This is a genomic window from Streptomyces sp. H39-S7 (assembly GCF_027158205.1).
In the GTDB taxonomy this organism is placed as follows: domain Bacteria; phylum Actinomycetota; class Actinomycetes; order Streptomycetales; family Streptomycetaceae; genus Actinacidiphila.
This window is the reverse complement of sequence record NZ_JAPVLU010000010.1, coordinates 172414-189660: the sequence shown is the minus strand read 5'-3', so window position 1 is coordinate 189660 and position 17247 is coordinate 172414. Positions and strand designations below refer to the sequence as shown.

Sequence of the window (17247 nt, the reverse complement as noted above, 5' to 3'; positions counted from 1 at the left end):
GAAAGCGGCGGTCAGTCGTTGGGGACCGTTTCGAACTTCGGGGTGGCTTCTTCCATCTGGCGCAGGACGTCCTTGCGGTCGCGCTTGGAGAGGCGGTCGATGTAGAGGCGGCCGTAGAGGTGGTCGGTCTCGTGCTGGAGGCAGCGGGCGAAGTAGCCGGTGCCCTCCAGGGCGATGGGGTTGCCCTGGAGGTCCAGGCCACGGACGATCGCGTAGTCCGGGCGGGCCAGCTCCATGTAGGCGCCGGGCACCGAGAGGCAGCCCTCGTTGGAGTCGTCGAGCACGCGCCGGTCGGCGGGGATCTCGTCGAGGACGGGGTTGCAGATGGCGCCGGTGTGGCGCAGGCCGTCGTCGTCCGGGCAGTCGTAGACGAAGACCTTGAGGTCGACACCGATCTGGTTGGCGGCCAGGCCGACACCCTCGGCGGCCTTCTGGCTCGCGAACATGTCGTCCACGAGGGCGGCCAGCGCGTCGTCGAAGTCCGTGACGTCGCGGCACTCCTTGTGGAGCACCGGGTTGCCCACGACGGTGATCGGGCGGGCCGTCCCGCGCTCGCGGTACGCCAGCTCGCGCGCCTCGGCGTCCGTGACGTCGTCGAGGAACCCCGACGCCTCATCGTGCACGTGGACGTGCCGGTCCTGCTGCTTCTCGGATTCCTGCTGCGACATGTTCCGCCGTACGCCTTCCCAGTTCCGTCATAGACCCGTCAAGCGTACGGGGCCGCGCAAGGTCAGCAGACCTCCTCCAGATCCCGCCAGTCCCGGGTGTCCGGGCTGTCGGCGATCCAGCTGTCGAGAAGGCCCCGTACGAGGGCGGCGGGTGCCGCTATGCCGCACTCACGTTCGGGGACCCACAAGGAGCCCGCGCTGTGGTGGCTGAGATGGCCCGGGTGGCCGGGCTCCCCGTGGTCGTGGGGGTCCCGGGAGGTCGAGGAGCCGTCGTCGGTGGGCATCCGGCTCTCCGAACAGGTACGGCACAGCAGCCGCACGGACGACGACCAGTCCTCGGCGGCGAAGCCCGCGTCGGCGGCCAGCCGCTCCAGGGCGTCCCGGTCGGCAGCGGTGGCGGCCTCCAGCAGGACCAGCCACGTGGGCACCGGCGAGGGCGCCCACAGCTCGATCTCGTCGAACACCGGGTACACCGACTTCGCGGAGCCCTCCGCGGTCGCGCGCTCACCGTGCGGGACGCCGTCGTGCAGCACGACCTCGCCCCAGCGGCGGCCGGAGGACGGCAGCGGGATGCTCAGCACCTCGATGCGCGCCGGATCCAGCCGGCGGCCCCAGACGACCTCGGCCTCGCCCTCCGGCGACAGCCGGACGGCGGCGCTGCCCAGTGCCAGCCGGACCGCCTCCTCGGACGCGGTCTCCGCGGAGCCGGACGGCAGCCGCAGCCCGTACGCCTGCCAGGAGCGGCGGGCCAGCGGCCAGTCCTGGAGGGCCGTGGCCGCGATGCCGAGGTTCCACCAGTCCGGGGCGCCCGCGTCACGGTCCAGCAGGGCCACGGCGCGCAGCCCGGCCGTGCGGGCCTGCTCCCAGTCGTGGCGGAACTTGTGGAGCAGCGCGAGGTTGTACCAGGACTCCGAGAGCCACGGTTCCATGTCGGCGGCACGCGTGAGCAGCGCTCCCGCATCCTCGTAGCGCCCGTCGCCGATGAGCGAGAAGGCGCGGTCGGTGGCCTGCCGCCACGTAGGGGAGGGCCGGTGCCGCACTCTGCCGAAGATCCTCACGATTCCCGCCTGCCTGCTCAGCCGATCACGGCCAGGACGTCGCCTTTCCGCACCACGTCCCCCTCGGACACCTTCAGCCCGGTGACGATTCCCGGCATCTCGGTGAGTACCGGGATTTCCCGCTCCACGGTCTCCAGCATGACGACGCTCCCGTTCCCCCGCAGGTTGTCTCCCCGGTCAGTGACAACCTTCCACATATCGGCCGTGGTCTCAGCCCGGATTCCGGCCCTCACCACTCCTCCTTGCCATCCCCAGCCGCATCCAACCATGCCGGTCGCGGGCACCGCTCATTACCGTCCGTTTCCCCCCGGTGGCCCGCCCGCCCCGCCACGGGCGAGAACCCGGGTCAGCGCGCGCACGACGGCCGGATCGTAGTCCCTGGCGGTGGAGAGCCGCAGCCGCTCCACGGCCGCCAGACGGCGCTCCAGGGCCGCCGACCCGCCGGTGAGGTCCTCGTACGCGTTGACGGCGCGGACGATACGGCCGGCAAGGGGCTGTTCGCGGTACGGGTCGGCCTGGCTCTCGACGATCACGGCGACCTCGGCCGGAACGCCGGTCTGCCGGACTACGACACCGCCCAGCAGCGCGATGCGGCGCTGCTCCCCGGATGCGAGCGGCTCGGTGGCACCGCCCGGTACGGGGTCGACGAGGGAGAGCTGGCCGATGTCGTGCATGAGGGCGGCGTACTCCAGGAGCAGCAGCTCGCGCTGCGCCATCCCCAGCTCCCGGCCGACCTCCCGGCTGAGGGCGGTCACCCGGCGCGCGTGGCCGGCGGGGGTGTAGCCCGCCACCTCGGTGGCGCGGGCGAGGGAGGCGATGGTCTGCCGGTAGGTGGCCCGGATCGCGGCGTGGCGGCGGAACGAGGCCTGGGTGAGGAGCAGCGGGAGGCTGAAGACGGGTAGCGCCCAGAGCCCGGCGACGCCGACCGCCAGGGCCATCACGACACCGCCCGCGCAGACGGCGGAGCCGATGGTGGCCAGCGCGCGCAGCTCGTCTCGCAGGACCGGGGTGAAGGGGTGCCCGGTCCTGGCGGTGGCGAGGACGGCCGCCAGGACGGCGTCGCACAGCGCGGTGAGCGCGAGCAGCGCGAACAGGAACAGCGCGTAGAGCGGGCCGGGGTCGAGGAACCGCACCAGCAGGCCGGAGTTGTGGAGCGGCTGGAAGCAGGTGGCGGCGAAGGCCACGGCGAGGACGCGGCGGGCGGCGTGGTCGGGGGAGCGCGCGTCACCGGCGTCCGCGGCGCGGGGGACGGCCCTGCGGGCGCAGGGCAGGGCACGGGCGAACCGGCCGAGCGCGGCGGCCACCACGACGACCGCGACGACCTGCAGAACGCCGTGCGAGGTCCGGCTGCCATCCGTCTCGCCGAGCAGCGCGTAAGCCAGCGCCCCCGCGGTGGCCAGCGGCGCCGCCTCGCGGTCGCCGGGCAGCGGGATCCGGGTCGCCTCCCCCACCGTGACCAGCGCGCCGAAGGCGGCGGCCGTCGCGGGCTCCGCGACGCCGGTCCACGCCGTCCAGCCGATCGCCACGGCGGTGAGCAGCGTGGTCGCCGCGTAGGCGGCCCCCACGACGGCGGGCGTGCGGGGGCCTCGGGACGTGCCCTGGCCGTGCCGTCCGTGCCGGGGTCTGCCGGCCGGGGGCCATCGGGGTGGCCGGGCGGCGGAATCGTCCCGGGGCGCCGTCATGGGCGGCGGTCCGGTGCGGGGGTGGTGGCGCTGCCCGCGGAGCGCGGCGGCGGGAGGTCGGGAGCGCCGGGGGCGGGCAGGTCGGGCACGTCGGCCGTCGCGGTGGGGGTCCAGACGTGCCGGTCGAGCGCGCTGATGAGGCCGGTGACCATGACCGGGTCGAAATGGCTCCCCGCGCAGCGGCGGAGTTCGGCCAGCGCCTCGCCGACGCCCCTGGCCCGGCGGTAGCTGCGGGTGGACGTCATCGCGTCGAAGGCGTCGGCGACGGCGACGACACGGGCGAACTCGGGGATCTCGTCGCCGGTCAGCCCGAAGGGGTAGCCGCGGCCGTCCATCCGTTCGTGGTGGTGCAGGATCGCGGCGCGGGCCTCGCCGAGGAACGCGATGCCGCGCACCACCTCATGGCCGTACTCCGGGTGCAGTTCGATCACCCGGCGCTCCTCCGGCGTCAGCGGCCCGTTCTTCCGCAGCAGCCGGGTGGGAACGCCGATCTTGCCGATGTCGTGCAGGATCCCGGCGAAGCGCAGCGCGTCGACCCGGTCCTCGGCCATGCCCAGCTCGCGGGCGATGAACACCGAGGCGCGGCCGACGCGTTCGCTGTGGCCGCGCGTGTAGCGGTCCTTGATCTCGACGGCCTGCACGAGGGCCCGGACGGTGGCCCGGTGTGCGGTGTGTTCCCGGTGGACCTGCGCGAAGACCCAGCAGGCGATGTGCATGGGGAGCAGCACCAGGACGGCGGCGAAGGCCCCGTACGAGCCGCGCCACAGCGCCGCCATCATCAGCCCGACCATCCCGTAGGTCAGGTGCGGGGCGATCGATCCCAGCAGCGGGGTGGCCCAGGCGGCACGCGGCGGGCAGCGCTCGGCGGTGACGAGCACGCCGCCCACGAGCGTGGTCGCCACCGCGCAGAAGGTGAGCGCGGCCGCGGCGGCAGGCAGCAGCAGATACGGGAAGTCGAGCTCGCGCAGGGCGCGTTCGCCGTCCAGCAGCCGCTGCGCGTGACCCGCGGCGAAGGTGGCGACGGCGAGTTGGCCGGCCCGCCATAAGCGCCTCAGCCACCGCGGGCTCCGTCCGACCCGGCCGACCAGCGATCCCGGCAGGGCGACGAGCGCGGCGGCGGACGGCGGCAGCATCAGGGCCGCGGCGAGCAGCACGGGGTAGAACGAGCCGATCCCGGCGGGCGCGTCGCCCCCGGTGTCCCGGCCCGCGGCCGGCTGGTCCCCGCGTCCCGCGGGCAGGAAGCCCAGCTCGCAGACCGCGTAGAGGACGGCGAGGACACCGACCGTCGGCCAGGGCGTCCGGCCGTCGAGCGCCGGGGCCGCGCAGAGGGCGGCCCCGAGCAGGACCACCGCGATGTAGCCGCGGGCGATCGGCGGCAGGGTCCGCAGACTCACGCCGATCCTCGACCGCAGGCGGTTCGCCCCGACCGCCGAGCGGCCCGCCAGGATCCTCGAACCCAGCACCCTGCCTCCCAGTGCCTGCGACGGGCGCGGCTCAGCCCCCGATGAGTCCTCGGAGGATAGGGCCGCGCCTGTCGGGCGGGAGACCGATGTGCGGTTTGGGCGGAATGGCGCCGTCGTCAGTCACCCTTACGGGTGAGCTTCGGCTCCGCTCCCGGCGATGATCTCGGGTGCCTGTTCCGGCACCGGCGCGATCTCGCCGGAACGGATCAGCTCGATCCGCATCATGACCTTCGACCTGAGGTCGGTGGGAACGTCGTCATGGCCGCAGCAGCGCTTGACGAGCTTCTTCACCGCCTGCTCGAGGCCGTACTTCTCCAAGCAGGGGTGGCACTCGTCGAAGTGCTCCCTGAACTTGGCGCAGGCGTCGTCGGACATCTCCTCGTCGAGGTACTCGTAGAGGTGGTCGAGCACCTCGGAGCAGTCCGTCTCATGTGCGTTGCCGCAGCTCATGTCCCTGAGCCCTTCTCGTCTCCCGCGCCGGCCGGGACGAGCCCGCGCTCACGGGCGTAGTCCTCGAGCATCGAGCGCAACTGGCGCCGCCCGCGGTGCAGTCGGGACATCACCGTGCCGATGGGTGTCCCCATGATGTCGGCGATCTCCTTGTACGCAAAGCCCTCGACATCCGCGAGATAGACCGCGATGCGGAATTCCTCGGGGATCGCCTGCAGCGCCGACTTCACGTCGGAGTCGGGCAGGTGGTCGAGTGCCTGGGACTCGGCCGAACGCAGGCCGGTCGACATGTGCGACTCGGCTCGTGCGAGCTGCCAGTCCTCGATCTCCTCCGACCCGCTGCGCAGCGGCTCGCGCTGCTTCTTGCGGTAGGAGTTGATGAAACTGTTGGTGAGGATGCGGTAGAGCCACGCCTTGAGGTTCGTGCCCTCGCGGAACTGGTGGAAGGACGCGTACGCCTTCGCGTACGTCTCCTGCACCAGGTCCTCGGCGTCCGCGGGGTTGCGGGTCATCCGCAGCGCGGCCGAGTACATCTGGTCGAGGAACGTGAGGGCGTCGCGCTCGAAACGCTCGTTGCGCTCCGCGGAGCTCTCCTGTGCTTCCTCGCCGGCCGTGCCCGCAGCACCCGCTGTGCCGTCGTCGGTGCCGGTGACCGGAACCACCTCCTCCAAAACGGTCACGGGGCCGAAGCCGGACCCGCTCGGTTCGGAGGATATCCCGCTGGAGATCGGCGTGCCGGGCGTGCCGGTCCCGCCGCCTGTCGCGGGCCACTGGGCCCAGTCCAGGTAAGGTGCCTTCGCCTTCGCGTTCGCGCGTGGCTGGCATGCGGCTGAAACCATGCGGCTGACTTCCTCACTCTGTGTTTTCGTACCGGTGATCCGGACAACGCACGCGTCCCGGCCGTCATTCCCGTCACCCCCGCGCCCGTGTGCGAACAGACGTGTGGCCGAGTCCGGAGAGCCAGGCCCCGACACCGTCCGTGATCACGGTGAGTGCGTCCTCCTGGGAGAGGTCGGCCTTCTTCGGCACGGCGAAGCCGTGGTCCGCGTAGGGAACCGGGACGATCTCCGTCCCGCCGGGGAACTCCTCCGGCGGCCCGAAAGGATCCCGGCCGCCCTGCACCACCAGGGTGGGAACGCCGGCGCCCAGCAGCTCGGCGGCCCGCGACTTCTCCGGCCTGCCCGGCGGGTGCAGCGGGAACGACAGCGCCAGCACGGCGACCGCCCCCAGCTCCACGGCCGTACGGCAGGCGACCCGGGCTCCGGCGCTGCGGCCGCCCGCGATCACCGGCAGGCCGGGCTCCGCCAGGACGGGCCACAGCGCGCGCCACGCCACGTCCAGCGTCTTCGGCGCGGGCGCCACCTTCTTCCCCGCCACCCGCCACGGCTGCTCCACCAGCGCCACGCTCACCCCCAGGGCGGGCAGCGCGGCGGCCAGCGCGACCAGGTCGCGCGCCTCGATCCCACCCCCGGCGCCGTGTCCCAGCGCGAGGACCGCCCGCGCGTCGCGCCCGCCGTCATGCCACGTCACGCGGGCCTCGCCCGCCGGGGTGTCGATCACCCGCCCCATCCTGCCGGTACCGGTCAGAAAAGGGTTTCCTCCTCGGGAGCGGCGAGCGCGTCGATCAGCCGCGGCCCGTTGTTCCTGACGTTGCTGACCTCCGTGCCCACCGGGTACACCCGCATCGCCCCGGCCGGCGGCGGCACGAGCAGGGCGCGCACCGCGTCGGGGTCGGTGCTGGCCGGGTCCAGCCAGGCGTCCCACCGGTCCGGTGTGAGCACCAGCGGCATCCGGGGGTGGATGTCGGCCAGGGAGGCCGGCCCCTCGCCGGTGAATCCGGCGGGCGCGGTCCGCTCCGCCTCGGTCGTGATGACGGTGCAGGTGGACCACCAGGCCTGCGGATGGTCGTCGGGCAGCGTCCGGTCCCGCCAGAACTCGTAGAGGCCGGCCATCGCCATCACCGAGCCGTCGGCGGGGGTCACGAAGTACGGCTGCTTGCGCGCCCGTTTCTTCTTCCCCTGCTCCTCCAGCTGCCGCTCCTCCTTCGCGGTAACCCACTCGTAGTAGCCGTCGGCGGGTATGAGGCAGCGGCGGGCGGTGAAGGGGCGGCGGAAGGACGGCTTCTCGTGCACCGTCTCGGCCCGCGCGTTGATCATCTTCACCCCGACGTCCGGGGTCTTCGCCCAGGACGGCACGAGCCCCCAGCGCAGCCGCCGCAGCTGCCGCACCGGCTCCGGGCTCGGCGCGCCCTTCACCGGTCGCTCCAGCACGACGTGCACCGAGGCGGTCGGCGCCACGTTCCAGCTCGGCGCCGGCTCCTCCTCGGGAGCCTGCTGCCGGACCTCGAAGAGAGCCGCCAGGTCCTCGGGTTGCCGACTCGCCGCATATCGACCGCACATGAGTGCCAGACTGCCACGGCACTCCGACACCACGCCGCACGTTGCAGGGGAACGATGGATATCAAGAGCTTCACGGAACTGTGGGACCGCGTGGTCGGCACCCAGCCCGATCCGTCGGCCTGGCTGGTCGGCGGTACGGCGCTGATAGCACTGGCCGCCGTGCTGCCCGACGGCATATGGCGGCTGAGCCGCAACGCGATCACCATCGCGCACGAGGGCGGCCACGGCCTGCTCGCGCTGCTGACCGGACGCAGCCTGGAGGGCATCCGGCTGCACTCGGACACCTCCGGCCTCACCGTCTCGCGCGGCAAGCCCTCAGGGCTCGGCATGGTGCTGACGGCCGCCGCCGGGTACACCGCGCCGCCCCTGCTGGGCCTGGCCGGGGCCGCGCTGCTGGCCGCCGGGCACATCACGGCACTGCTGTGGGGGGCCACGGCGCTGCTGCTGGCGATGCTGGTCATGATCCGCAACGCCTACGGGGCGCTCACCGTACTGATCACCGGCGCCGCGTTCCTGCTGGTCTCCTGGCTGACCGGGCCGCAGGTGCAGGCGGCCTTCGCGTACCTCGTGGTGTGGTTCCTGCTGCTCGGCGGCTCGCGCCCGGTCTTCGAGCTGCAGCGCACCCGCAGACGCGAACGGTCGAACACCTCGGACGCGGACCAGCTGGGCCGGCTGACACACACGCCGGTGGGGCTGTGGCTACTGCTCTTCTACGCGACGGCCGTCTGCGCGCTCGTCGGCGGGGGGCGCTGGCTGCTCGGCCTGTGAGCCCCACGGGGCCGTGATCGGACTCCGGTACGCCTCCCCGCGGCCGCCGACCCGGCCTCCGCGGGTACGCCTCCCCGCGGCCGCCGGCCCGGCCTCCGCACCCGGAGCGGGTCCGCCGCCAGCCACGGGGCCTGTCCTCACATTGGCGCCTGCCCGGCGCCGCCTGGCACGCACGCCGGCTGCGTTGTCGGGCCCGCCCCAGTACGTCCAGTACAGGGGCGACCCTCCGCCTTGCCATCGCACGCACCGGACGCCGCCGGGCCCGCCCTGCGGGCGGACGCCGCCAATGTGACGACAGGCCCTAGGCTTGGCTCCCATGACCGACAGTTCCCCGCACACCGCTCTCTGGCCCGCCCCCGTCGCCCCCGGCCCCGTCGACGCGACGGTCACTGTGCCCGGATCCAAATCGGTCACCAACCGCGCGCTGGTGCTCGCGGCACACGCGTCGGAGCCCGGCTGGATCCGGCGCCCGCTGCGCAGCCGCGACACCGTACTGATGGCGGACGCGCTGCGCGCCATGGGCGTGCAGATCGACGAGCAGGTGAACACCGTCGGCAGCGGCGAGGTCTGGCGGGTCATCCCGGCCGGCCTGCGCGGCCCGGCACGGGTCGACGTCGGCAACGCCGGCACCGTCATGCGCTTCCTGCCGCCGGTCGCGACGCTGGCCGACGGCCCGGTCCGCTTCGAGGGCGACCCGCGGGCGTACGAGCGGCCGCTGCAGGGCGTCATCGACGCCCTGCGCACGCTGGGGGCCCGGATCGACGACGAGGGACGCGGCGCGATGCCGCTGACCGTGCAGGGCGCCGGCTCGCTGTCCGGCGGGACGGTGGAGGTCGACGCGTCCTCGTCCTCGCAGTTCGTGAGCGCGCTGCTGCTGTCCGGGCCGCGCTTCAACCAGGGCCTCGAGCTGCGGCACACCGGCCGCACCCTCCCCTCCCTCCCCCACATCCGCATGACGATCGACATGCTGCGGCTCGCGGGCGGGAAGGTGGACTCCCCGCAGGACGGCGGCGAGCCGGACGTGTGGCGGGTCGCGCCGAGCGCGCTGCTCGGCCGGGACCTGACGGTGGAGCCGGACCTGTCGAACGCGGCGCCGTTCCTCGCGGCGGCGCTGGTCACCAGCGGCCGGGTCACCGTGCCGGACTGGCCGGAGCGGACCACCCAGCCGGGCGAGGCGCTGCGGGAGATCTTCACCCGCATGGGCGGTACCTGTGAGCTGACCGAGCTGGGCCTGACGTTCACCGGCACCGGCCGGGTCCTGGGGATCACCGCGGACCTGCACGAGGTCGGCGAGCTGACGCCGGTCATCGCGGCGGTCGCCGCGCTCGCCGAGTCGGAGTCCGTGCTCTCCGGGGTCGCGCACCTGCGGCTGCACGAGACGGACCGCCTCGCGGCGCTCGTCACGGAGATCAACGGCCTGGGCGGCGACGTCACCGAGACCGAGGACGGCCTGCGGATCCGGCCCCGGACGCTGCACGGTGGGGTCTTCCACACCTACGAGGACCACCGGCTGGCGACGGCGGCGGCCGTGCTCGGCCTGGCCGTCCCCGGCGTCCAGGTGGAGAACGTCGCCACCACCGCCAAGACCCTCCCGGAGTTCCCGGAGCTGTGGGCCGAGATGCTCGGGGCCTCCTCCGTCACGGCGGGGCGGGGCTGACCGCGCCATGCGCCGCTACGGCAAGAACCCCGACGAGGACGACATCCGGGTCCGCCCGAACACCAAGGGCAACCGTCCCCGCACCAACATCCGGCCCAAGCACGAGGACGCGGCCGAGGGCATGGTCCTCACCGTGGACCGCGGCCGGCTGCACGTACTGATCGGCGACCGGACCATCGTCGCGATGAAGGCCCGTGAACTGGGCCGCAAGAGCGCCGTGGTGGGCGACCGGGTCGCGGTCGTCGGCGACCTGTCCGGCGGCAAGGACACCCTGGCGCGGATCGTGCGGGTCGAGTCGCGCAAGTCCGTGCTGCGGCGCACCGCCGACGACGACGATCCGTACGAGCGCGTGGTCGTCGCCAACGCCGACCAGCTCGCGATCGTCACCGCGCTGGCCGACCCCGAGCCGCGCCCCCGCATGATCGACCGCTGTCTGGTCGCGGCGTATGACGCGGGCCTGGAGCCGCTGCTCGTGCTGACCAAGTCCGATCTGGCCTCGCCGGACAAGCTGCTGGAGACCTACGCCACGCTGGGCGTCTCCTACGTGGTCACCAACCGGGACAACTTCCTGACCGGCGGGGTGGACGCGGTCCGTGAGCGCCTCAAGGGCCGGATCACCGCGTTCGTCGGGCACAGCGGTGTCGGCAAGACGACGTTGGTGAACGCGCTCGTCGAGCGGCAGCGCGCCACCGGCATCGTCAACGCGGTCACCGGCCGCGGCCGGCACACCACCACGTCGGCGCTGGCGCTCCCGCTGCCCGGCGACGACGGCTGGGTCGTGGACACCCCGGGCGTGCGCTCCTTCGGTCTGCACCACATCGACCCGTCACGCGTCATCCTGGCCTTCCCCGAGCTGGTGGCCGGGACCGAGGAGTGCCCGCGCGGCTGCAGCCACGACGAACCCGAGTGCGCGCTGGACGCGTGGGTCGCCGCCGGGCACGCCGATCCGGCCCGGCTCGACTCGCTGCGCCGGCTGCTCGCGACCCGCGAACGCCGCGAGGGCGACTGATCCCCCGCCCGCTCGTCCGTCCGTCCGTTCGCCCGTTTGCCCGTTCATCCGAGGAGCGATGCCGCCATTTCTGGGCATGCTGTGTGATGATCCATCAGTCCGACGGCGGCTCCTCGGACGGCGGGCACGGCGACGGAACGGGAGGCACCCCGAATGGCATGGCTGCTCGTGGTGGTCGCAGGCATCCTGGAGACCGGCTTCGCGGTCTGTCTCAAGCTCTCCCACGGGTTCACCCGCCTGTGGCCGACGATCGCCTTCGCGGTCTTCGCCCTCGGGAGCTTCGGCCTGCTCACGCTCTCCCTGAAGAAGCTCGACGTCGGTCCCGCGTACGCGGTGTGGACGGGAATCGGCGCCTCGGGCACCGCCATCTACGGCATGGTCTTCCTCGGCGACATCGTCTCGACGCTCAAGATCGTCTCGATCTGCCTGGTGCTGGCGGGAGTTGTGGGCCTCCAGCTGTCCGGCTCCTCGCATTGACGCCGGGCCGGAGGCCACGGCTCACCAGCCGCGCGCCAGCAGCCCGCGGACCAGCCGTGCGACCTGCCGGCAGGCGTCCTCGTCGGAGGCCGAAGGGGCCACGACGTGGGCGAGCGTGAGCCGGACCGCGACCTCGCACGCCCAGCCGATGTCGGCCAGGTCCAGTTTCGGGTAACCGTGTTCGAGGGCGCCGACGGCCCGGTCGCGGATCTCCGTGACGAGTTCGGTCGGCGAGGGCGGGGCCGCGGCCGCCGGGGTGCGCGCCCCCGGGGTGTGCGCAGAAGCGGTTCGCCCCGAATGCGGCGAGCGCTGCACCGGGATCCCGGCGACCACCGCGGCGGGGAGCCGGTCGCTGCGGCAGCCCGTCAGCGTGGCACGGACCAGCGGGCTGCGGCGCGCGCTGTGCAGCGTCCAGGCCGTCGCGGCGGCGAAGCAGTCGCCGGCGTCCGCGCCGTGCCGTTCCGCTTCCGCCAGGGCGTTCTCGACCCCCGCCAGGAACACGTCGGCCTCGCGGCGCGCGAGCGCGCGGGCGAGGCCTTCCTTGCTGCTGAACTCGTTGTAGAGGGTCTGCCGGGACACCCCGGCCGACACGGCCACGTCGACCATCCGCACCGCCGCCCAGGGCCGGGCGCCCAGTGCGGCCAGAGCCGCGTCCAGTAATGATTCCCGCGCAGTAGGCATCGATTGCCTCCAAGGCCCCGCATATGCCCCGACAGCGGCCGTGGGCAAAGAATTGACGCGCCGCAGACCCCTGTCAAGGCTCCGCGCACGGTCCGCGTGACCTCGGCCGGTTGCGATCGCTACTGTTCGCGTTATGCCCGACTTCAACGACGACCTGCGCCTCGCCCACATCCTCGCGGATGCCGCCGACGCCACCACCATGGAGCGCTTCAAGGCTCTGGACCTCAAGGTGGAGACCAAGCCCGACATGACGCCGGTCAGCGAGGCGGACAAAGCGGCGGAGGAGCTGATCCGGAGTCAGTTGGGCCGCGCCCGGCCCCGGGACGCGGTGCTCGGCGAGGAGTACGGCAGCCACGGCAACGGGCCGCGCCGGTGGATCGTCGACCCGATCGACGGCACCAAGAACTACGTGCGCGGGGTCCCCGTCTGGGCGACTCTCATCTCGCTGGTGGTGAGCGGCGAGAACGGTGACGAGGGTGTCGTGGGCGTGGTCTCCGCACCGGCGCTCGGGCGGCGCTGGTGGGCCTCCAAGGGCCGGGGCGCGTACACGGGGCGCAGCCTGTCGGCCGCCACGCGACTGCAGGTGTCGAAGATCAACAAGCTGGACGACGCGTCCTTCGCGTACTCCTCGCTGAGCGGCTGGGAGGAGCAGGGCCGCCTCGACGGCTTCCTGCACCTGTCCAGGAACTGCTGGCGCACCCGTGGCTACGGCGATTTCTGGCCGTACATGATGGTCGCCGAGGGCTCGGTCGACATCTGCGCCGAGCCGGAGCTGAGCCTGTGGGACATGGCGGCGCCCGCCGTGATCGTCCAGGAGGCCGGCGGGCGGTACACCAGCCTGGACGGCGTGCCCGGCCCGTTCGGCGGGAACGCGGCGGCGTCGAACGGGCTCCTCCACGAGGAGTTGCTGGGGTACCTCGGGCGCACGGGCTGAACGAACCGCTCCGCGCCCCCTTGCTGCGCGGAGCGGAGCATGTGAACATGAGAATGCCCGAGCTTGTGAACTTGTGAACGCATTCTCTAGGGGTAGCCCATGCTCGTCCGAGACGCCATGAGCACCGTCGTCCTGACCATCGGACCCGCCCACACACTGCGCCAGGCCGCCCGCCTGATGGCCGCCCGACGGATCGGCGCGGCCGTCGTCCTCGACTCCGACACCTGGGGACTCGGCATCCTCACCGAGCGCGACATCCTCAACGCCGTCGGCACCGGACTGGACCCGGACGTCGAGACCGCCCACGACCACACCACCACCGACGTCGTCTTCGCGACGCCCGAGTGGACCCTGGAGGACGCCGCGTCCGCGATGGTGCACGGCGGCTTCCGGCATCTGATCGTGCTCGACGGCCGCGAACCGGTCGGGATCGTGTCGGTCCGCGACATCATCCGCTGCTGGGCCCCGGCCCGCGCCGGCGCCGGAGCCCAGGGCGTGCTGGCCGGCTGAGGACGGCGAAGAGGCCGGAGCCCCGTGGCGTCCGGCCTCTTCGGTCCATGACCCGGGGGGAACCCCCGGGTCGTTACGGCAAGCGTCCGGTCAGCCGCGGAGGGCCTGGACCGCGGCTTCCAGCCGCTTGCCGTAGTCGGGGTCCGCCTGGCGGAAGTTGTTCACCGCGCGGTCGGCGATGTCGTCGCGCGACACCTTGGAGATGAACTGCGCCAGGTTGTCGACCAGGCGCTCCTTCTCGTCCTCGGACAGCGAGCGGTAGAGGTTGCCGGCCTGCACGAAGTCGTTGTCCTCGGCGTGCGAGGGCGCCTCGTGGGCGCCGTCGGTACCGGTGACCGGGATCGGCTGCCAGAGCGGCTCGTCGGTCTGGCGCGGGCCGCCGAAGCTGTTCGGCTCGTAGTTCTTGGTGCCCTTGTGGCGGCCGTCGTACAGGTGGCCGTCACGGCTGTTCGTCCGCGCCACGGTGGCGTGCGGGCGGTTCACCGGCAGGTGGTCGGCGTTGATCCCGACGCGGTAGCGGTGGGCGTCGCCGTACGCGAAGAGCCGGCCCTGGAGCATCTTGTCGGGGGACGGGCCGATGCCGGGCACGAAGTGTGCCGGGGAGAAGATCGACTGCTCGACCTCGGCGAAGATGTTCTCCGGGTTGCGGTTGAGCTCCAGCCTGCCGATCTCGATCGGCGGGTAGTCCGCGTGCGGCCACACCTTGGTGAGGTCGAACGGGTTGAAGCGGTAGTTCGCCGCGTCGGCCGCCGGCATGATCTGGACCTGCACCGTCCAGGACGGGAAGTCGCCGCGCTCGATCGACTCGCGCAGGTCGCGCTGGTGCGAGTCGGGGTCCATGCCGGAGAGCTGGTTGGCGTCGGCCGTCGTCAGGTTCTTGATGCCCTGGTCGGTCTTGAAGTGGTACTTCACCCAGAAGACCTCGCCCGCGGCGTTGTTCCACTGGTAGGTGTGCGAGCCGTAGCCGTTCATGTGGCGCAGCGTCGCCGGGATGCCGCGGTCACCGAAGAGCCAGGTCACCTGGTGCGTCGACTCGGGGCTCAGACCCCAGAAGTCCCATACGTTGTCCGCCTCCTGGGAGCCGGTGTACGGGTCGCGCTTCTGGGTGTGGATGAAGTCGGGGAACTTGATGGCGTCCTTGATGAAGAACACCGGGGTGTTGTTCCCGACGAGGTCGTAGTTGCCGTCCTCGGTGTAGAACTTCAGCGCGAAGCCGCGCGGGTCGCGCACCGCGTCCGCGGATCCCAGGTTGCCCGCCACGGTGGAGAACCGCAGGAAGGTCTCGGTCCGCTTGCCGACCTCGGAGAGGAACTTCGCCCGGGTCCACTGCGAGACGTCGCGGGTCAGCGTGAAGGTGCCGTAGGCGCCGGCGCCGCGGGCGTGCACGATGCGCTCCGGTATGCGCTCCCGGTTGAAGTGCGCGAGCTTCTCCAGCAGCGACTGGTCCTGGATCAGCCCCGGGCCGCCCGGTCCCGCCGTCTGGCTGTTCTGGTTGTCCGCCACCGGCGCGCCGGCCTCGGTGGTCAGCGGGCCCGTTTCCTGAACCGTCACGTACGTCTCCCTGGATCCTGATCGACCTGTCCTCGGCTGTCGCCGGATTCGATCCTACGATAGACAGAGTCTAAGTCAAGAAGAGAACCATCACCAGACTCATTCGGACTCCGGACCGAGCACTGTTAAGCTGGCCCGCATGAGTGACCTACTGGGACGACTGCGCGAACGCGGCTGGCGGCTCACCGCCCAGCGGCGGGTGGTGGCCGAGGTCCTCGACGGCGAGCACGTCCACCTGACCGCCGACGAGGTGCACGCCCGCGCCGCCTCCCGGCTGCCGGAGATCTCCCGGGCGACCGTCTACAACACGCTCGGCGAGATGGTGACCCTCGGCGAGGTCATCGAGGTCGCGACGGACGGCCGCGCCAAGCGGTACGACCCGAACGCGCACCGGCCGCACCAGCACCTGATCTGCTCGCGCTGTGGCACGATCCGCGACGTGCACCCCTCCGGCGACCCGCTCGCGAGCCTTCCGGCGACCGAGCGCTACGGCTTCACCGTCGCCGCGGTCGAGGTCACCTTCCGCGGTCTGTGCCCCGACTGCTCCTGACGGACGCGGCGCCCCCGTCCGGCGCGAGCCGCTCGGCCGCCCTGCGCACCGCGGGCTCGGTACGGGTCAGCCCCGCCCGGACCGTTTCGGCGGGCACCTGCGCCGCCACCCGCGCCAGCGCGTCGAACACCTCCCTGGCCACCCCCGCGTCCGGGTCGGGCGCCAGCGGCGCGAGCAACCGCACCAGATCCTCCGCGGGCGCGAGCCGCCCCAGCGCCCGCACGGCGCAGCGCCGCACCCGCGGCGGCCGGGCGGGCGGCCCCGGCTCGGTGAAGCGCAGCAGCGCCGGAACGTCCGTCCCGTCCCCGCACTCCCCCAGGCCGGTCAGCAGCCCGGCCACCAGCCCCGCCGGAACGCCGGGCGCGCAGCGGGCGAGCTGCCGGCGGTAGACCCGGGCCGGCGGATCACCGCGCCGGTAGAGCTGCCACCGCGCCTGTGCCCGCACCATCCGGGCCGGATCGGCGAGCACGGCCACCAGGCGCGCGGCCGGCACATCGGAGGGCAGCGCGGCCACCGCCAGCTCCCGCACCACCGCGCTGTGCGCCGCGATCAGCTGGCCCGCCTGCTCCGGATCGATCTCCAGCAGCCGTTCCGCGCACAGCCGCCGGCACGCCTGGTCCCGGTCGTGCAGCGCGGTCCTCAACAGGTCGCCGCGTACGTACTCCCCCAGTTCCAAAGCCAGTTCCATGCCGAAGCGGCGGGTCCGCAGGTCGCCGTCGGCGGCCAGCGCCCGTACCGCGCGCCGGTGCCCCGGCTCCGCGAGCACCGCGCGGTACCCGGCCAGGCCGCCCGCCCGGCACCTGCCGGCCAGCCGCAGCAACAGCCGCAGGACGGCCGCGGCTTCGTCGGGCGCGGTCCGCGCGGGCAGCGCCGCCACGGCGCGCTCCCGTACGGCGGGCACCCAGTCGACCGTGCGCAGGGCGAGCGCCGCGGCGGCCAGCGGCCCGCCGACCCCGGCCAGCGCCTCCACCGCGGCCTGCCGCACGTGGCCGTCGCGGTCCAGCGAGGCGAGCAGCAGGCGCAGCGGGTCGGCGCCGCCCGGACGCGGCAGCGGCGTCGTACCGGCCCCGGTCCGCGCACCGCGGTCCAGGTGGGGCAGCAGCTCGGGAGGCGACCGCAGGAGCGCGTCGAGGGCCGCAGCGCGGTCGGGCGGCAGGCCGGTGGCGACCGTGGCCCGCAGGGCGTCCAGCAGTGCTTCCACGGCCTCCGGGCGCCCGGTCGCGGCAGCCCCGCACAGCCCGCCCCAGCGCTCCGCGTGCAGCATCGCGGCCGGTGCCGGCCCGTCACGCCGGCGCAGCACGGTCCGCCCCCACCGTCCGCGCAGCAACCCCGCCTCCTCGCACCGCGTAGAGGACCAGGATCGCGCCGGCGGGGACGGCTTCCAAGGCTG

The 17247-nt window shown here is 73.1% G+C and carries 19 protein-coding genes; 7 read left to right on the top strand and 12 right to left on the bottom strand.

The window, feature by feature from the left end:
- Window positions 1-11: 11 nt before the first annotated feature.
- The 9 genes from def to O3X23_RS12265 form a co-directional block, all read right to left on the bottom strand.
- Window positions 12-668, bottom strand: a complete 657-nt coding sequence (gene def / locus O3X23_RS12305; protein ID WP_269271338.1) for a peptide deformylase — start codon at window positions 666-668, stop codon at window positions 12-14.
- A 62-nt stretch (window positions 669-730) separates the two neighbouring features.
- Window positions 731-1726, bottom strand: coding sequence for a tetratricopeptide repeat protein (locus O3X23_RS12300; protein ID WP_269271337.1), 996 nt, complete (start codon window positions 1724-1726; stop codon window positions 731-733).
- Between the two features lie 17 nt (window positions 1727-1743).
- Window positions 1744-1923 carry a biotin/lipoyl-containing protein gene (locus O3X23_RS12295; protein ID WP_269271379.1) on the bottom strand — a complete coding sequence of 60 codons (180 nt, stop codon included), beginning with the start codon at window positions 1921-1923 and terminating at the stop codon, window positions 1744-1746.
- Window positions 1924-2016: 93 nt separating this feature from the next.
- Complete coding sequence (locus O3X23_RS12290; RefSeq protein WP_269271336.1) at window positions 2017-3291, bottom strand: HD domain-containing protein; 1275 nt, start codon at window positions 3289-3291, stop codon at window positions 2017-2019.
- A 113-nt stretch (window positions 3292-3404) separates the two neighbouring features.
- Complete coding sequence (locus tag O3X23_RS12285) at window positions 3405-4796, bottom strand: HD-GYP domain-containing protein (RefSeq protein ID WP_269271378.1); 1392 nt, start codon at window positions 4794-4796, stop codon at window positions 3405-3407.
- Between the two features lie 201 nt (window positions 4797-4997).
- Window positions 4998-5321, bottom strand: coding sequence for a mycothiol system anti-sigma-R factor (rsrA, locus tag O3X23_RS12280; RefSeq protein WP_269271335.1), 324 nt, complete (start codon window positions 5319-5321; stop codon window positions 4998-5000).
- Window positions 5318-5983: a sigma-70 family RNA polymerase sigma factor gene (locus O3X23_RS12275; protein ID WP_443047833.1), complete on the bottom strand. Its 666-nt coding sequence runs from the start codon at window positions 5981-5983 to the stop codon at window positions 5318-5320. Before O3X23_RS12275 ends, rsrA begins: the two co-directional genes overlap by 4 nt.
- Before the next feature lie 250 nt (window positions 5984-6233).
- The gene (locus O3X23_RS12270) at window positions 6234-6890 is read right to left on the bottom strand and encodes an alpha/beta hydrolase family protein (RefSeq protein WP_269271333.1); all 657 of its coding nucleotides are present in this window, start codon (window positions 6888-6890) and stop codon (window positions 6234-6236) included.
- A gap of 14 nt (window positions 6891-6904) precedes the next feature.
- Window positions 6905-7720: an SOS response-associated peptidase gene (locus O3X23_RS12265; protein ID WP_269271332.1), complete on the bottom strand. Its 816-nt coding sequence runs from the start codon at window positions 7718-7720 to the stop codon at window positions 6905-6907.
- Window positions 7721-7774: 54 nt separating this feature from the next.
- Between O3X23_RS12265 and O3X23_RS12260 the strand changes: the two genes are divergently transcribed.
- The 4 genes from O3X23_RS12260 to O3X23_RS12245 all read left to right on the top strand — a co-directional run bounded on the left by O3X23_RS12260 (window position 7775) and on the right by O3X23_RS12245 (window position 11631).
- Window positions 7775-8488, top strand: a complete 714-nt coding sequence (locus tag O3X23_RS12260) for a M50 family metallopeptidase (RefSeq protein WP_269271331.1) — start codon at window positions 7775-7777, stop codon at window positions 8486-8488.
- Between the two features lie 316 nt (window positions 8489-8804).
- Entirely contained in the window at window positions 8805-10145 is a 1341-nt protein-coding gene (gene aroA, locus O3X23_RS12255; protein ID WP_269271330.1) for a 3-phosphoshikimate 1-carboxyvinyltransferase, read from the top strand.
- Window positions 10146-10152: 7 nt separating this feature from the next.
- On the top strand, window positions 10153-11154 hold the full coding sequence (gene rsgA, locus O3X23_RS12250; RefSeq protein WP_269271329.1) for a ribosome small subunit-dependent GTPase A: 1002 nt from the start codon (window positions 10153-10155) through the stop codon (window positions 11152-11154).
- A gap of 153 nt (window positions 11155-11307) precedes the next feature.
- Window positions 11308-11631 (top strand): DMT family transporter, encoded by a 324-nt coding sequence (locus O3X23_RS12245; RefSeq protein WP_138351078.1) that lies wholly within the window; start codon window positions 11308-11310, stop codon window positions 11629-11631.
- Between the two features lie 21 nt (window positions 11632-11652).
- Here the strand turns inward: O3X23_RS12245 and O3X23_RS12240 are convergent, their stop codons facing one another.
- Window positions 11653-12312, bottom strand: a complete 660-nt coding sequence (locus tag O3X23_RS12240) for a TetR family transcriptional regulator (protein WP_269271328.1) — start codon at window positions 12310-12312, stop codon at window positions 11653-11655.
- Window positions 12313-12445: 133 nt separating this feature from the next.
- On the opposite strand from O3X23_RS12240, the gene hisN reads away from it, so the two are divergent.
- Complete coding sequence (gene hisN, locus O3X23_RS12235; RefSeq protein WP_269271327.1) at window positions 12446-13246, top strand: histidinol-phosphatase; 801 nt, start codon at window positions 12446-12448, stop codon at window positions 13244-13246.
- 99 nt (window positions 13247-13345) lie between these two features.
- Window positions 13346-13756, top strand: a complete 411-nt coding sequence (locus O3X23_RS12230) for a CBS domain-containing protein (RefSeq protein WP_269271326.1) — start codon at window positions 13346-13348, stop codon at window positions 13754-13756.
- A gap of 90 nt (window positions 13757-13846) precedes the next feature.
- Here the strand turns inward: O3X23_RS12230 and O3X23_RS12225 are convergent, their stop codons facing one another.
- Window positions 13847-15307, bottom strand: a complete 1461-nt coding sequence (locus O3X23_RS12225; RefSeq protein ID WP_269271325.1) for a catalase — start codon at window positions 15305-15307, stop codon at window positions 13847-13849.
- Between the two features lie 139 nt (window positions 15308-15446).
- On the opposite strand from O3X23_RS12225, the gene O3X23_RS12220 reads away from it, so the two are divergent.
- Window positions 15447-15857 (top strand): Fur family transcriptional regulator, encoded by a 411-nt coding sequence (locus tag O3X23_RS12220; RefSeq protein ID WP_269271324.1) that lies wholly within the window; start codon window positions 15447-15449, stop codon window positions 15855-15857.
- On the opposite strand, the gene O3X23_RS12215 is transcribed toward O3X23_RS12220, so the two are convergent.
- Window positions 15823-17184, bottom strand: a complete 1362-nt coding sequence (locus tag O3X23_RS12215; protein ID WP_269271323.1) for a hypothetical protein — start codon at window positions 17182-17184, stop codon at window positions 15823-15825. The genes O3X23_RS12220 and O3X23_RS12215 overlap by 35 nt on opposite strands.
- Window positions 17185-17247: the final 63 nt, after the last annotated feature.

Bases quoted from the DNA above. Each gene is read 5' to 3' on its own strand.
- def (WP_269271338.1), bottom strand. From the start codon at position 668: ATGTCGCAGCAGGAATCCGAGAAGCAGCAGGACCGGCACGTCCACGTG.
- O3X23_RS12295 (WP_269271379.1), bottom strand. From the start codon at position 1,923: ATGTGGAAGGTTGTCACTGACCGGGGAGACAACCTGCGGGGGAACGGG.
- rsrA (WP_269271335.1), bottom strand. From the start codon at position 5,321: ATGAGCTGCGGCAACGCACATGAGACGGACTGCTCCGAGGTGCTCGAC.
- O3X23_RS12270 (WP_269271333.1), bottom strand. From the start codon at position 6,890: ATGGGGCGGGTGATCGACACCCCGGCGGGCGAGGCCCGCGTGACGTGG.
- O3X23_RS12265 (WP_269271332.1), bottom strand. From the start codon at position 7,720: ATGTGCGGTCGATATGCGGCGAGTCGGCAACCCGAGGACCTGGCGGCT.
- O3X23_RS12260 (WP_269271331.1), top strand. From the start codon at position 7,775: ATGGATATCAAGAGCTTCACGGAACTGTGGGACCGCGTGGTCGGCACC.
- aroA (WP_269271330.1), top strand. From the start codon at position 8,805: ATGACCGACAGTTCCCCGCACACCGCTCTCTGGCCCGCCCCCGTCGCC.
- rsgA (WP_269271329.1), top strand. From the start codon at position 10,153: ATGCGCCGCTACGGCAAGAACCCCGACGAGGACGACATCCGGGTCCGC.
- O3X23_RS12245 (WP_138351078.1), top strand. From the start codon at position 11,308: ATGGCATGGCTGCTCGTGGTGGTCGCAGGCATCCTGGAGACCGGCTTC.
- O3X23_RS12240 (WP_269271328.1), bottom strand. From the start codon at position 12,312: ATGCCTACTGCGCGGGAATCATTACTGGACGCGGCTCTGGCCGCACTG.
- hisN (WP_269271327.1), top strand. From the start codon at position 12,446: ATGCCCGACTTCAACGACGACCTGCGCCTCGCCCACATCCTCGCGGAT.
- O3X23_RS12230 (WP_269271326.1), top strand. From the start codon at position 13,346: ATGCTCGTCCGAGACGCCATGAGCACCGTCGTCCTGACCATCGGACCC.
- O3X23_RS12220 (WP_269271324.1), top strand. From the start codon at position 15,447: ATGAGTGACCTACTGGGACGACTGCGCGAACGCGGCTGGCGGCTCACC.